This is a genomic window from Pseudomonas sp. VS40, assembly GCF_018587885.1.
GTDB classification, from domain to species: Bacteria; Pseudomonadota; Gammaproteobacteria; order Pseudomonadales; family Pseudomonadaceae; genus Aquipseudomonas; species Aquipseudomonas pergaminensis.
In genome coordinates, this window is record NZ_JAGYWD010000001.1 from 225709 (window position 1) to 240784 (window position 15076).

13 protein-coding genes are annotated in these 15076 nt (G+C 54.1%); 5 read left to right on the forward strand and 8 right to left on the reverse strand.

Annotation, left to right across the window (positions count from 1 at the left end; all coding sequences use genetic code 11):
• The first annotated feature begins 42 nt into the window (after positions 1-42).
• Positions 43-981: a LysR family transcriptional regulator gene (locus KHP07_RS01015; protein ID WP_078047361.1), complete on the forward strand. Its 939-nt coding sequence runs from the start codon at positions 43-45 to the stop codon at positions 979-981.
• A gap of 74 nt (positions 982-1055) precedes the next feature.
• Here KHP07_RS01015 and KHP07_RS01020 read toward each other — a convergent pair whose 3' ends face one another.
• The gene (locus tag KHP07_RS01020) at positions 1056-1310 is read right to left on the reverse strand and encodes a hypothetical protein (protein ID WP_214496443.1); all 255 of its coding nucleotides are present in this window, start codon (positions 1308-1310) and stop codon (positions 1056-1058) included.
• Between the two features lie 282 nt (positions 1311-1592).
• Here KHP07_RS01020 and KHP07_RS01025 point away from each other — a divergent pair, with 282 nt between their 5' ends.
• Complete coding sequence (locus KHP07_RS01025; RefSeq protein WP_078047359.1) at positions 1593-2819, forward strand: MFS transporter; 1227 nt, start codon at positions 1593-1595, stop codon at positions 2817-2819.
• Between the two features lie 265 nt (positions 2820-3084).
• Here KHP07_RS01025 and deoC read toward each other — a convergent pair whose 3' ends face one another.
• A complete protein-coding gene (gene deoC / locus KHP07_RS01030; RefSeq protein ID WP_078047357.1) occupies positions 3085-3768 on the reverse strand; it encodes a deoxyribose-phosphate aldolase in 684 nt (227 codons plus the stop codon).
• A 120-nt stretch (positions 3769-3888) separates the two neighbouring features.
• Between deoC and deoR the strand changes: the two genes are divergently transcribed.
• Positions 3889-4653, forward strand: a complete 765-nt coding sequence (gene deoR, locus KHP07_RS01035; RefSeq protein WP_214496444.1) for a DNA-binding transcriptional repressor DeoR — start codon at positions 3889-3891, stop codon at positions 4651-4653.
• 19 nt (positions 4654-4672) lie between these two features.
• On the opposite strand, the gene KHP07_RS01040 is transcribed toward deoR, so the two are convergent.
• The 3 genes from KHP07_RS01040 to rbsK form a co-directional block, all read right to left on the reverse strand.
• Entirely contained in the window at positions 4673-5746 is a 1074-nt protein-coding gene (locus tag KHP07_RS01040; protein WP_214496445.1) for an aldose 1-epimerase family protein, read from the reverse strand.
• On the reverse strand, positions 5743-7074 hold the full coding sequence (gene fucP / locus KHP07_RS01045; protein ID WP_099492541.1) for an L-fucose:H+ symporter permease: 1332 nt from the start codon (positions 7072-7074) through the stop codon (positions 5743-5745). The genes KHP07_RS01040 and fucP overlap by 4 nt, the downstream gene beginning before the upstream one ends.
• A gap of 67 nt (positions 7075-7141) precedes the next feature.
• On the reverse strand, positions 7142-8062 hold the full coding sequence (rbsK, locus tag KHP07_RS01050) for a ribokinase (RefSeq protein WP_214496446.1): 921 nt from the start codon (positions 8060-8062) through the stop codon (positions 7142-7144).
• Between the two features lie 493 nt (positions 8063-8555).
• Here rbsK and KHP07_RS01055 point away from each other — a divergent pair, with 493 nt between their 5' ends.
• Positions 8556-10055 (forward strand): tyrosine-type recombinase/integrase, encoded by a 1500-nt coding sequence (locus tag KHP07_RS01055; RefSeq protein ID WP_214496447.1) that lies wholly within the window; start codon positions 8556-8558, stop codon positions 10053-10055.
• Positions 10056-11699: 1644 nt separating this feature from the next.
• Here the strand turns inward: KHP07_RS01055 and KHP07_RS01060 are convergent.
• Entirely contained in the window at positions 11700-12644 is a 945-nt protein-coding gene (locus KHP07_RS01060) for a GTP pyrophosphokinase (protein ID WP_214496448.1), read from the reverse strand.
• A gap of 41 nt (positions 12645-12685) precedes the next feature.
• Positions 12686-13771, reverse strand: a complete 1086-nt coding sequence (locus KHP07_RS01065; protein WP_214496449.1) for a nucleoid-associated protein — start codon at positions 13769-13771, stop codon at positions 12686-12688.
• A 228-nt stretch (positions 13772-13999) separates the two neighbouring features.
• Here KHP07_RS01065 and KHP07_RS01070 point away from each other — a divergent pair, with 228 nt between their 5' ends.
• Positions 14000-14569, forward strand: coding sequence for a recombinase family protein (locus KHP07_RS01070; protein WP_214496450.1), 570 nt, complete (start codon positions 14000-14002; stop codon positions 14567-14569).
• A gap of 56 nt (positions 14570-14625) precedes the next feature.
• Here the strand turns inward: KHP07_RS01070 and KHP07_RS29770 are convergent, their stop codons facing one another.
• Complete coding sequence (locus KHP07_RS29770; protein WP_502937526.1) at positions 14626-14856, reverse strand: cellulose biosynthesis cyclic di-GMP-binding regulatory protein BcsB; 231 nt, start codon at positions 14854-14856, stop codon at positions 14626-14628.
• Between the last annotated feature and the right edge of the window lie 220 nt (positions 14857-15076).

Sequence of the window (15076 nt, forward strand, 5' to 3'; positions counted from 1 at the left end):
TATTATTCGAATTATAAATCCTGCTTATTATTGAATTGCGCCATGTCCGAAACCCGTCGCGATATTCACCCGTTGCTCAACGACCGCCTGGACTGGAACCTGCTGCGCACCTTTCGTGTGATCGGCCAGGAACTGAGCATCAGCCGCGCGGCCGCCCGCCTGCATCTGACCCAGCCAGCGATCAGCCAAGCCCTCAAGCGCCTGGAAGAACAACTTGACTGCCAGCTCATCGTCCGCCGTGGTCCACGCTTTGTACTCACTGAAGCCGGCGAGCAAATCTTTGCGATTGCCGGCGAGATGTACGGCCAGGTGTCGCAGATGAGCAATGCCCTGCAAAAACCGGGTGATGAAGTGATCGGCAAGGTGCGTTTGCTGATGATCAGCCGGATCAACTCGGACACCTTCGATGACTTCCTGGCAGGCTTTCACCGCGAGCATCCACGGGTAGACCTGGAGGTTGAGGTGATGCGCAGCTCGGACATCGTCGCCGCCCTCCTGGAAAAAACCGCGACCCTGGGTTTAAGCCTCAACCGCCGACCACAGCCACGCCTGGAGCAGCACCTGTTTTTGCGGCAGCGCTACGCGTTTTTTTGCGGGCGGCACCATCCATTGTTCGGACGCACCGGCTTGGCGGAGGGGGATTTGCAATCGGAGAACTTCGTGAGTTTCACCAGCGACCAGATTGGCGGGATGCTGTCGCCCTTGACGATTTTCCGCGATCAACAAGGGTTCAGTGGGCGGATCGTTGCATCATCTTCAAGCCTGGAGGAAGTGCGGCGCCTGGTGATTGCCGGATTTGGCCTGGGCTGTTTGCCGATCCATGTGGTGGCCGAAGACGTGAAGAACGGCCTGCTGTGGCGCCTGCCGCCAGATGAGGGGATTGCGGACGTGGATATTCATCTGCTGTGGAATCGGGAACAGAAGATGAGTCGGGCGGAAAGCATGTTTATCGACAGCCTCAGAGGACGGTTAGCCGAGTAAGGTTTTCTCTACCCTGAAAAGCCCTGTAGCTTGATTCGCCACAAGGCTTTTCTATTGATTGGCAGCGCTTTAACTCAGTGTCCTCGCTCTTTATTGGCTTGGGAAAGGACCGACGCGGCCAGCGCTTTGGTGTCTTCGCTGTATTTATCACTGCCCAGCACCTTGCCCGCTTTTTCCTCCATCTCGGCGCTTGTCTGCTTGTCAGTGCCTTTCTGCGCCAACGCTGAAGCAGCGAGGCTTTTAGCGATGGCAGAAGACGCTGAGCTGTTGAGGGTTTCCGCCGCCAACGTCGCGACCTTGCTGGAGGTTTTCTTCGTATTCTTGCTCATGACGCAATTCCTTTGCGGTGGGAGGCGCCCGATCTTGAGCGCTACCACACAGTAATAAGTTGCCGGCGGACCAGCAATGCACGGCCTGTAGGCAATGTTTGCGCAGTTCGTGTGAAAGATCACGGGGTCACGTAGTGCGGTCTAGAGCGTTGCATCGATTGCACTGATGATTACTATCGAACCGAGCGCCTGCCCGATTTTCAGTACCGGTTCCTATAATCGGCTCCAAATTCCCTTCCCTTCGCCTGGCTTCAGGCGACGTTCATCCTGGAACCCGACACCATGCCAAGTGCCAGCCAGGCCCCTAGCGGCCTTCCCGAACATAATCAACAGAGTGTCAAACAGCAGTGGTTGGCGATCCTCTCGGTTGCCGTGGGTGCTTTCGCCCTGGTGACCAGTGAGTTTCTCCCTGTGGGCGTACTCAATGACGTCGCCAGCGACCTGGGTATCAGCGCTGGCCACGCCGGCCTGATGGTGACCCTGCCTGGCATCATGGCCGCCCTCGCCGCCCCCCTGCTGTCCGTCAGCATTGGCGCCATGGACCGTCGCTACCTGCTGATCGGCCTGACGCTGATCATGATCATCGCCAACTCGGTCGTGGCCTTCGCCAGCGACTTCAGCCTGCTGCTGTTTGGCCGCGTACTGCTGGGCATCAGCATCGGTGGTTTCTGGGCGACGGCCATCGCCCTCAGCGGCCGCCTGGCCCCCAAGGGCGTCGACGTAGCCAAGGCCACCTCGATCATCATGATGGGAGTGACCCTGGCCACCGTACTGGGCGTGCCAGTCGGCACCTGGCTCAGTGGCCTGATGGGCTGGCGCATGACGTTCCTGGTCACCGCGCTGGTGGGCGTACCGGTGCTGCTGGCGCAGATCTTCCTGCTCCCCCGCCTCGATCCGGAAAAGGCGATCCGCGTCAGCGACCTGCCCGCTTTGTTTATTAATCCGCAAGCGCGGGTCGGGTTGATTGCCGTGCTGCTGATCGGCCTGGCGCACTTTGCCGCGTACACCTATGTCGCGCCGTTCTTCAAATACAGCTCCGGCTTTGATGGCCCGACGATTGGCTCACTGTTGCTGCTCTTTGGCGTGGCCGGGGTGTTCGGTAATATCTTTGCCGGTTTCGCCGCCAACCGCAGCGTACGCCACACCCTGTTGCTGGTCGCGCTGATGATCGGCACCAGCACCGCGCTGTTCCCCTACTTCGCCACCGGCATGACCGGCGCAGCGATGCTGATCGGCCTATGGGGCTTCGCCTTCGGCGCCTTCCCGGCCTGCGCCAGTATCTGGATGTTCGTGGTAGCGCCCAAGGATGTGGAGCGCGGCATGCCGCTGTTCGTTGCCCTGTTCCAGGTGATCATTGCCTTGGGTTCGTTCTTCGGCGGACGCATCGTCGATCAGATGGGTAGCGCGGTGCTGCTGAGCTTGGCCACGGCGTTGGTGGGCGCCGGGTTTGTGACAGTGCTGGTGCTGGGGCGTAAGGTGAGTAACAGCTTGGTGGCTCAGCCTGCCTGATCCAATTGCACTTACTAAAAAGCCTGCTGAGCATTGCGCCCAGCAGGCTTTTTCAGTTTCAGGGCAGCGCATCATTTGCCTGGGTTATCAACCGGGAAATTGCACCCGAGCACAGAATCAGGTTTAACCCCAACTTGGCCGTGCGGGACTGGACCTGGCCCACGCACTGGACTACAGCACCGAAATCGGCGTGAACTATGCCGCCGAAAAAGGAGCCGAAGCCCCTTTTTTCAAACATTGCCAGACGTCGTGTGCGCTGGCGAAATCAGTAACCCGCCGCTTCCGCAGGCTTGCCACTGACAATGCTCACCCCCGAGCTGGTGCCCAGGCGGGTGGCACCGGCTTCGATCATCGCCACTGCGGTCGCGTAATCGCGCACCCCGCCCGACGCCTTGACCCCCATCTGCGGGCCGACGATACGGCGCATCAGGGCGATATCTCCAGCAGTGGCGCCATGATGGCTAAAGCCGGTCGAGGTCTTGACGAAGGCCACCCCCAGTTCACGGCAGATTTCGCAGGCGCGGATCTTTTGTTCCTCGTCCAACAGGCAGGTTTCGAGGATCACTTTCAGCGGCACCGAACCGCAGGCTTGATGCACCCTGGCGATGTCGTCACGCACCGTGTCCAACAGGCCCTCGCGCAACGCGCCAATATTGAGCACCATGTCGATCTCGCCCGCACCCACGGCAATTGCCTGTTGGGCTTCGAAGGCTTTACTCTCGCTCAGCCCGGCGCCCAGCGGGAACCCGACCACCGCGCAGACCTTGACCTTTTGCCCACTGAGCAATTGGGCGGCATAAGGCACCTGGCCCGAGTTCACACAGACGGAATAGAACCCGTATTCCTGCGCTTCTTTGCATAACGCTGCGATCTGTTGCCGCGTTGCGTCGGGCGCCAGCAACGTGTGGTCGATAAACTGTGCAAGTGCTGCGGGTGTGATTGAGGTCATGAAATCCGTTCCTGGTGAAGGAGCACGATGGGCGCAACTGTGAGAAAGCACGCCCAAAAGATGTGACTATAATACCAACAAATGATGTAATTACAACATAACCAGCCGACCGGAACGCCTGTGGAAAGCAAACAATTAGAACGCATCAAACTGATCCAACAAGCCCTGCAGGACCAAAAGGCGATCCACCTGCGGGAAATGGCCGCATTGCTGGAAGTCTCGGAAATGACCCTGCGCCGGGACTTGAACCGTCACCCGGACAAGTTCCACCTGCTCGGCGGGCATATCACCCTTGCCTTCGACCCGTCCGAGGCGCCTGACTACAAGGTTACGGAGCAAGGCACTCGGCATGTGGAAGAGAAACGCCGTATAGGCAAGCTCGCGGCCGCGTTTGTCAAAAGTGGCGACACGGTGTTCTTCGACTGCGGCACCACGGTGCCTTTTGTGATTGATTTCATTCCCGATGAGCTGGAGTTCACGGCGGTCTGCAATTCGCTGAACGTGCTGCTCAAGCTGCAACAGAAGCCCAACTGCACTATCGTTCTGTGTGGCGGCACCTTTCATCGCAAGAACCAAGTGTTCGACCATGCCGACGAGAGCAGCATCCTCGACAGCGTGCGTTTGACCTGGGCCTTCATTTCGGCCGCAGGTATCAGCGAGACCTTCGGTGTCACCTGCTTCAACTTCAATGAAGTGGCGGTCAAACAGAAGGTTTTGCGCCAGGCCCAGCACAGCCTGTTGCTGGCCGATCACAGCAAGTTCGACGTTGTGCGCACCGCGCATTTCGCCAGCCTCGAACAGTTCAATGTGGTGGTCTCCGACAAGAAGCTGCCCAAAGCGTACCGTGAACTGATCACCCAATATGGCGCGCAATGGGTGGTGTGACCACCCTTGCCGCACCTCATCAGCCGCCTAGCTCATCCCGCAGGCGGCGCCTTTCTTCAGCCGACAGATAGCCGGTGCTCACGCTGAACAATGCCTGTTGTCCGCCGGCCAATGAACGCACATTGCCTTTGGTTTTTTCTGCCAGGTAGCCCTCGGGTTCGCAGGTAGAAGGCAAGACAAAGGCGGCGACGCCCTGGTCAGCGTTATGCAGGACCCAGCGGGTGGCATGGGAGAACTGATCGGGCCGGTAGTGGGTGTAGAACGCCGCCCCTTCGGGATGGTCCAGCAGAAAATGCGCATTGCCTGCGGTATCGGCTGGAACCTCTTCGAAGAAGCAGACGATTTCCGGATCATGCAGCGCGGGGCTGTCCAGGCTGCTCAGCCGTGAAGGGTCGCGGCTCAGCTCAGCCATGTAGGCCGACCACTCGGGGGTTGGCTTGACGTGGGCCGGCACGCTGCTGCGTACGCGCACCCGGGCGCCGGCCAGGGGCTCGACAAAGCGCGCGCCAGGCATGTAGGCGTAGTTCATGTGGGCCATGTACATCAATTCCATGGCCTTACCCGCGAGATTAGTGACCGCCATGCCGATATCAAATACCCCCGAGCCGGCCCGCAGGGTCAGCGTGGGTGTGGCCCGATAGTGGTCACCGAACCCCTGCACATACTCGTAATCCCCACCCAGGCGCAGGTACAGGCCCGCAGCGTCTTCGCCCACTTCCAGCCAGGCTGCGTCCATTGGCGCGCAGGGCATTTCGCCGTGCAGCGGGTGGTCGTCGCTTGGGGTCGGGCAGCCATTGCGCAACAGCCCGGCGTGAAACATAAAGCATCCGTAGGTGCCAATTATGGTTGCGCTGGGCTTTGGCTGGCGGAACATATTGCGCATGGTCAACTCGCAGCCGTCGAAGGTCGCGGACCAAATCATCTGCCCCTGATAAGGCAAGGCCACCACGCGACCACGGGCATTTTCCAACGCCAGGGCCTTGACCCCACTGGGGTAGGTCCAGGCCAGCACGCGAAAATCAGCCGATTGCAGCAGGGTTTTTTCTGCCCCGCTGAATTGCTCGGGAGACAACGCCAGGGTGAAGGTTTTCATGAGGCCACCACCGCGCCAGCCCTAGGCTGTGCGGCGCGACTGTGGCGCATGCAGGAATAGGCGTAGGCCACAATCACCACGAAACACAGCAGGGGCACGCTGTAGGCCAGTTGCATATTGCCGTGGGTGGCATCTGACAGCAGGCCTTGGAACACCGGGATCACCCCGCCGCCGACGATGCTCATCACCAGCAGCGAACCACCGACGCTGGTGTCTTCACCCAGCCCTTCAATCGTCAGGCCATAAATGGTCGGCCAGCACGGCCCGAGGAAAATGCTCACCGCGACCGCCGCGTACACTGCGCTGATATTCGGCACCAGGATGGTATAGGCAAGCAAGGCAATGGTCAGCACGCCGTAGATCGCCAGGACCTTGGCCGGGTGCAGCTTGCGCATCAATAGGTTGGCGATCATCTTGCCGACGAAATAGGCGGCAAAGGTCGTCAGCAGGAACCATGACGCGCTGCGCTCGTTCATCCCGCCCATCTGCATCGCCAGGCGAATGGTGAAGCTCCATACCCCGACCTGAGCCCCCACATACAGAAACTGCGCCAGCACACCGAAGGTAAAGCGCGGGTTGCGCGACAAGCGCGCCAGGCTCTGGCCGAGGCTGGGCTTTTTCACGTCGGCCTTGGCGTTGCCCCGGCATGCGGGGAAGCGGGTAATGGCGATCAGGATAAACATCAGCACCAGCACCGCGATCATCCATTTGTAGGGCAGCAGGGTCGACTGGATCATTTCCAACTGCTGGATGGCCGCCTCGGAGGCACTCATTTGGGTCAACTGTTCGTGGGTGGCGTCGGTGTCCTTGAACATCACAAAGCTACCGACATACACCCCCGCCATGGCGCCGAACGGGTGGAAGGTCTGCGAGATGTTCAGACGGCGGGTGCCGGTTTCCCGTGGTCCCATCAACGTCGAATAGGTGTTGCAGGCGGTTTCGAGAAACGACAGCCCGCACGCGATCACAAACAGCGCCATCAGGAACATGCCGTAGGTGGCAGTGGAGGCCGCAGGAAAGAACAGCGCGCAGCCCGCCATGTAAAGCATCAAGCCCACCAGGATCGTGCTTTTGTAGCCAAAGCGACGCACCACCATGGCCGCCGGAATCGCCACGAAAAAGTAGCCCAGGTAAAACGCCGACTGCACAAAGGCGGTCTGAAAATCGCTGAGCAAAAAGGCTTTCTTGAAGTGCGCGATCAGCACGTCATTCATGCTGGCCGCCGCCGCCCACAGGGCAAAAATACTGCACAGCAGCAAAAACGCGAACCAAGGCGTGCGGTTGAGGTAGAAACCATCGGCGGTCTGTTGGAGCGGGACTTTTGTCATTGTTATTCTCCGTGGGATATAGGGCGCACCAGCCATGCTGGGATCGCCAACATCGGTGATAGACGAATCAGCGCGGGTCGAAAAACTCCGCGAACCGGGCAGCATCCGGGTAGGAACTCTGGGTACCGAGGCCGGTGACCGAACAGGCGGAATACGCCACAGCCCGAGTCATGGCCGCACGCATATCGCCCTGCTGGGTCCAGTAGTGGGCAAAGCAACCGATAAAGGCGTCACCCGCGCCGGTGGTATCCCGGGCCTCGACCTTGCGGCCTGGCACATGAAACTCACCCTCCTCGCCCACATACAGCGCGCCCTGTTCACCAAGGGTGACGATGACATGGCGAATGCCCTGGACGACCAATTCCCGCGCGGCCAGCAACGCACTCTCAGGGCCCTCGACCGGCTTGCCGGTGATCAGCGAGAGCTCGCTTTCGTTGGGGATGAAAAAGTCCAGCTGCGCCAGATGCTCGCGGCTCAAACCTGCGACCGCAGGGGCCGGGTTGAGCAACACAGGAATAACGTGGCGCTTGGCAAATTCAATGGCGTAGTAGACGGTCGCCAAGTCGATTTCCAGCTGCAAGACGATGAGTGCGCATTCGCGCAAAGCCGCTTCTGCGGCGTCGATATCGGCCGGTTTCAAATGCGCGTTGGCGCCTTTGACGATCAGAATGCTGTTGTGGGAATCGCTCTGCACAAAGATCGGCGCCACGCCGCTGGACACCCCTGGCACCCGCGTGACGTAACGCGAGTCGATGGCATGGCGCTGAAAATTGGCCAACGTGTTATCGGCAAACATGTCATCGCCCAACTTGGTCAGCATCAACACCTCGCTGCCAAGCTTGGCCGCCGCCACCGCCTGGTTCGCCCCCTTACCGCCACACCCCATGGCAAAGCCCGGGGCTTCAAGGGTCTCGCCCTGGCGGGGCATTCGGTCGATATAGGTAACCAAATCCACCATATTGCTACCGATGACCGCGATCTTATTCATGGATATTTTTACCTTGTGCACGGGGTGGCAGGCACCACAGCGTAATTATTTTTGTTATTTAAATAACATTTTATGTGACTATTCAACCTATTTTTTTGAATGCGCGCACATTGAACGGATGCGCGGGCGAGGGAAAGCGCGAGTACCGCACGCGGCGATACCGTGGGAAGGTCACTCGGTTGGTTAGCAGGGTTGGCAGGACGTGTAAAAAACCCAGCGCGTTCGTCTGGTTTAAAGATGAAAAACCAGCAACCAAGCGAAAGGCGCTTAGGGGACTAGATCACGGGGGAATTCAGGAGGGGATCAATGAAGGAACAGAAACCGCAGAATGCAAAAAGGCCCCGTAAAAACGGGGCCTTTTTGTACTGATATGGCGGAGAGATAGGGACCCTAAACTTTCTGCCAGCAACACCCATAAAACACTGATTTTCTTGGCTGAAAGCCATTTATTACGTATAAATACTACGTACAAACCATCATCCAAGAGAACATCGTGGCAAACAATCTAGAACTGCAAGGCGGCGTGTATCACGTTCGCCTTGCCATCCCCAAGGACGTGCAGAATGCGTTCGGCGGCAAGAAAATCCTATCTCAGTCACTGAAGACAGGTCTTCGCTCTGAAGCCATGGATCGCCGTTTACCTATTCTTTCCGAGTGGAAACAGCGAATTCAGGCCGCACGCAAAGGCAACATGCCACCTGAAGACTGGCAAGAACAGTTCGTATCCGCAATTGAGAAGGTCGACACCTTCAGAACGAACAAACGCCGCGCATTGATTGGTGAGGATGTACCACCTTTTCCGCCGTCTAAAGCAATCAAAGCAATGCAGTTAATGGTTGATAACCCTGAGTTTCTGAAAAGTATGATCTCGCTCGTAGAGAAATCTAGGGCGATGGAGAAAAATGATGGCCTGGCAGGTGCGCTAAAATTTCAAGATCTGTTCGCCCATGCACTCAAGACGAGTCTGCCAACGCTGCATAAAACGCTGTACACGATGACGGAAGATCACCAGGCAGAGATGACTGCATTTCTAGCCGATCCTGCAAGCATCAAACCTAAGTCAGTGATCACAAAAAAAGCGTTGGCGGCATTTCGGACGTACCGACAGAGCCGTGGTGCTGATGCCAAGAACATCGCCATGCAGGAAATGCGGTTGACCAGCCTGTCCGACTTTTTGGCCAAGCATCAGCGTCCCTTGGACTTCGACTCTGTTTCGGCATGGCTTGACTCATTGGGTTTGAGCACCAAAACACTCAACCAGTATCGGCTGGCTGGCAGTGTTTTCTGGAAATGGGCTATGAAACACGACAGTCACTGGCGTGAGCATTATCGGGACAAAGCCAGTCCATTTGATGATCATGATTTACCTCAAACCCGGGGCAATGCTCGGAATGATGGAGAACGCAAAGACTTCACACTGGCAGAACTGTCGAAGCTACATGCAGCCGCTTTAAACGACGGGCATACAGCTTTGGCGGATCTAATCCTGCTGGGTACCTATACCGGTGCAAGAATTGAAGAACTCTGCCGTTTGCAAATTGAGAACGTAATCACCGTAGAAGGCGTCCAGAGCTTCGATATCGTTGAAAGCAAGACCAAAGCAGGCATTCGCGTAGTCCCGATTCACCCAGCTCTTAAAGGCGTCGTGGCACGACTTATAGATGATTCGACGGACGGCTATCTGGTACCCACCAAAGGCCGTAACAAATACCAGATACGTTCAGATGCCTTGGGAAAGGCTTTCGGTAGATTGAAGACTGCGCAGGGTTTTGGGCCACAGCATGTATTCCACAGCATCCGTAAGACCGTCATCACTCAGCTCGTCAGAGCTGACGTTACTGGAACGTTGATTGCGGAATTAGTAGGCCATGAAACTGGCACGGTTACGTTTGACATATACAGTCAGGGTGCTTCAGCTAAGCAAAAATTTGAAGCAATCTCAAAGCTTCCAAAAATTGCAAACTCGCCGACACAACCGGCACAAAACAATTGACAACTCTCCCGAATCCTGTTTAGAAGCAACAGTATTTGTGGTATAATTGAGCGTTGCACAAAATATTTTTCTAAACAGATCTTATGGGGTTTCTAGTAACTCCATGAGACGTCTAACACCTAGGCCATAGCAAGATTCTATAACAAATTAGATGCACATAGAAAAGCATAATGCGTTATACATATTTTGGTAGTGTCTTGGTCCTGTCAGTAAAAAGTTATAAATATTTTTACAAAAAAATCACTTATTTTGTGATTTTTCAATCTGAAAGATATAAATACTAGTGTAGGAAACTTCTACATCGATCAGCGCGGGACGGGGCAACCCCCTAACACCCCGACCGCTCCGTTCAAAAGTCGGCCACCATTTCCGACGTACAATCCGAGTGACAGATTCTAAACGGCGATTATTATGCGCTAGAGGTAGATGGTCACGCGATCATGCAGCTATACAACATTAATCCGGTAAGTGAGAATCGGATAAGTGATGCTGCCTCTGCGCCAATCTAGGAACCTAATAAAATGGACTCTCTCAGGATGGTGGCTCTGGATAAAATATACAACCACCGAAAAAGCTGGAACTCGTCATACTGGGTCCAATTCTTTTCCGTAGCTAATCGAAAACAGAGCTAATCGCCAATAGAGTTACCCTGGCGAGCTACCTGCCAAAAACAGGGATGCCATCTAGTATGAATCCGTTACTGGGACGTTCTTCAAGTCTTAGGCTGGGTTTCTTCCGTGACAGGAAAAATCCGTCTAAACCTTCTTCAAAAATTCTAGTGTCCAATTAGAGAATCGCTTTGGGCGATAGCCATTCTGGCCACAGTCAAAAAATCGTGATAGCAATCCATAGAACCATCGCCGAAGGCGATGCACCGAAGGTGCCAACAAACATATGAATTTCGTTCACAATAAAAACAGGAACGCCTTGAAACCATGAGCACGGCATATACCTTAATGATCATTTACTCGTTAACGGGCGGAATGATCATCTTCAACGTTTTTCGTTATCTTTCGATCATATAAGAAAAGCTAGAAATACGTTTGAACAGACAGACAGACAGACAGACAGACAGACAGACAAATCAGTTTGACTGAACATGAGTATAGCCATTTGCAAATTCATCAAGCAGCCACAACTACTAACAGACCAATCCTGACATTACAGACGGAAAACTTATGAACCACATATACGTTGAACCTCAACCTTCAGCTCGCCTTGAATCCGCTCCAATAACTTGCTACGTGTTGCTGCATGGCAATGACCAACCAGTCAGCCGGTTGCGGTACAAATCCCAGAAGGACGCTATTGATGTGGCTAGGGGTCTTGGCTTCAATCCATTGGTGGCTCTTGTCCGCATTCCGAACAAACGCAACCCCACTCACTGGCGATCTGCTGGCCGAGTCAATATCAACAACTCTGGCCGAAGCTTGGCTGAAGTCGATCAAATTGTATAATACAGGTATTCTTGTCCGCGACCTTGCGCCAGGTGACGTGAATCCAAGAAGAGCTAGCGCGAAATCTATCAGCCAGCAATAATGTTTACACTCTGTCAACCAAACTGAAATATGTACCAAGTGAACCAGTCGTAAACACCTAATAACTGGCCGACGCGCCAAACCTAAATCGAATCACAAACTGAACTTAGTAATTGTCAAAGTTTAGACCTAAATCACCGTACACCAAATTTAGCTCATCTGGTAGCAATGGCCATTTATCCTTTGTATTATTAGGTCTAGCTGACGCTTCCATATAAACCAGAAGGGCCGAAGCTTGTCTAAAAAAATGGTGACGTTCCGCATGTTCGGCCAAAGCTCGACCAACATATTGCTTTCGGCCGATAAACTCTCTAATCCTGCCCTCTAAATCGCCTTCTAGATGATTCGAGTATGCCTCAAGAATCAAGGTATTTGATCTTTCAAGTTCAGCCTTCCTACCCGTGATCTCGCTGTATAGGCGTTCCAGGATACCCAGCGACTCTTTGAATGGGCGTTCTAATTCCTTTAGTTTTTCAACCACATTATCGAAGCATTCGTCAGTTGCCTCAATCAAAGCCATACTGCGAGCCACAACACGCAGGACGGCAGAATCTGCTTTGACCGCAGAAGTAGGTTTATAAATATTGTCGTGAGTTAACTCACTGTGTGCATGTTGCAGAAGTGTTCTCAACTGGATTTCACAAGGAGTTCCTTCTGGTATTATCACACCAGCGAATTCGATTTCCTTGGAAGCCCTTACAACATAGTGAACAGACTGATATGTAAACTCTAACGGATTATCAAGGCGTTCTTGTTCATAATCTCTATCTTTCGAACAGTTGACATCAGCAAACGCGGCAAGGACACCTTCGATATAACGAATATCGTTGACCAGCAAGACAACAAACCGAAGCCCTACTTTATCTGTGATATCCCCGTAAGGATCAGTGTACGGTTTACCACGATGGAATGCCTTATCCAGCAGAGACTCAATTGTTTTCAACCTTGGCACTGGTGGGATCTTTAGGAACGTACCGTGATTATCACCAAAGGCTTGATCCAACTGCCCCAAAATGTAATCCGTTATATAACGTCCCCATGCGTCATACATCGACGACTCTTCGTCCCACCTAGCTGAAAACTCTTGTTCGTTCATTCTTGAAGTTGAATCGTTGACTTGATGATGACCTTCGTCCAGCTTTGGGCAACCCCATCTGCTCCATCATTGCCAGGAATCTGTTCAATGCTAATTTTTTCGGCAAACTGATCAGCAGGCCCAGTCAGTTTGATCCCCTGCGAAAACACTACGCGCCTGAATTTCAGATTTTTCTCAACATATGCCAGATCTTTGTTTATTGCAGTAAGAGGGAAGTTTTTTTGGGTCATGAAACCCTCATAACCGTCACGAATCTCTGGCTCTGCGAAATATGTCTGAGAGAACTCTGTTACCTGAATGCTTGGTGACTGGTCGACTTTCAAATATGTAACCAACGCGTTCAGCAAATCGTTTTTTCGTTCCGGGGTGACATCCAGTGCTTTGATAAATTCCTTGGTGTGATCGTGAAATTCTTTGGTTCTTGTTGCCCCATTCTGGGGAAATTTTAAGCCTAGAAATCCATCATAGAAATAATGGGCCGCTGAAAGCTTATTGGATGTAGACATTGTTTCATCATAGATGAAGGCTTTCCAACTGAGGGAAAGCGGTGTGTTGGCAACTGCATCGCGATCCATTTCAACAAAACATCCGATTTTGTATAAACGAGTCTGAGGAGTCAGGATCAAATCCTTCAAAAACTGAAGGGAAATAACACCTGCCGCTGCCACACGAGTGAACCCGTTATGAGGTTCCGCTTTGAGTTTGCAGACAAAACGCTTTCCTGGCACTCCAGCAGTTCCAGTCAACACAACTACAATGCCTCCTGGCAAATCTTGTCTGGTTTGTGCCCCAGCAAGCTTGACAGCGACAGCCTGTGAAGCCAAGGCAAAGCCTTCTCCGGCATCGATCAACTGCTTTGCTAAGTAGATTGCGCTTCCTTCCCCTTCGTTTTGAAGATCCATCTCCATGCATCGAGAGGATTGACCGAGAGCCTTGATAAGCCTGTCCCTCAAAGCGGTCATCGCTTCGGCGTCTAGCTCGATCTGCTGCTCTCCGAAAACTGGGTCGACGAGTTCGCGATTCGGCCCACGCTTGAAAACCTCATGAATCACAACTCGCTCGATATTGATATTTTCGAACACTTGCATCGTCCCTGAATGAATACATAGGAGGACATTATTGTGCCAGCAGTCTGGAAACGTCTACCTATTCGTATTGACGCCGACATACCGCCCTCTGGATCATCAAACGACCGTTAAACGATACCTTCCCGACAGTCGGTATTGGGTGTCATAAAAATAGGCTTTGTAATTTTGTGATACCATTACACACTGATACCACCTTAAGCGATACCAGTGGAGTCACCCGCCATGTCCCGCAATTTCCTTTATTGCCGCGTTAGCACCGCCACCCAGTTCACCGAGAACCAGGTGCAAGAAGTGAAAGCCGCTGGCTTCGATGTACAGGCCAGTCGGGTAGTCGAGGAAACAATCTCAGGCAGCATCGCTGCAAAGGAACGTCCCGGCTTTCAGAAACTGCTTGATAGGATGGAGTCTGGCGACGTGTTAATCGTGACCAAGCTCGACCGCCTAGGTCGTAACGCTATGGATGTCCGTCAGACAGTCGAGCATCTGGCAACTTCAGGTATCCGTGTCCACTGTCTCGCCCTTGGTGGTGTGGACCTCACCAGTGCAGCGGGTCGGATGACAATGCAAGTGCTGAGTGCCGTGGCAGAGTTCGAACGTGACCTTCTGATCGAACGCACACAGGCAGGGTTGCAGCGTGCCAAGAGCGAAGGCAAGAAGTTGGGCCGTCCAGAGGCAACTGATACTACTGCGGCAGTGCGGCGACTCAAGGCAAGGGATATGACTCAAGCCCAAGTAGCCGGTGAACTGAAGATCGGTATCGCCACCGTCAAGCGGCACTGGAACAAGGCCTAACCCACTTTTTTGCTAACTACGGGCGGCTTTTTCGTGCCAGTGATATTTCTGGAAAGCTAGTGTTGATACCTAGGTGGCACGGGAATGGCGTTAAGACTCGACCCAGCCTGTTCAACCGCGGCGAGGATCTCGCGAGCCAGCTCATTGAGCATTACCTGCAGGTTGCTGGGCGAGTACTGCTCGATCAGATTAGGGCTGACTTCGATCTTCAGGTGGAGGCATGATAATTCGGCCTTGACGTTGTAGTTCTTGATCAGCAGGACTAGGCCGAGTTCTGCGTTCTGCAGCTTGAAACGGTAGCCGGAGTCCTCGCCCTACCCGTCCTGGATGCCATTGTCGTCCAGCGAAGTCGACCAGCTCCGAGGCCTCGAACAGGGCAAGGACCTCGGGACGAAGCACGCCGGTGTACAGTTGGCGGTCCGTGTCGACGTGGCAGCCGAGGATCCGCACTGCGGAAAGGTCGACCGAGGATCCGTTGCCTGGGTCCAGGAAGAACCGACCGGAGGC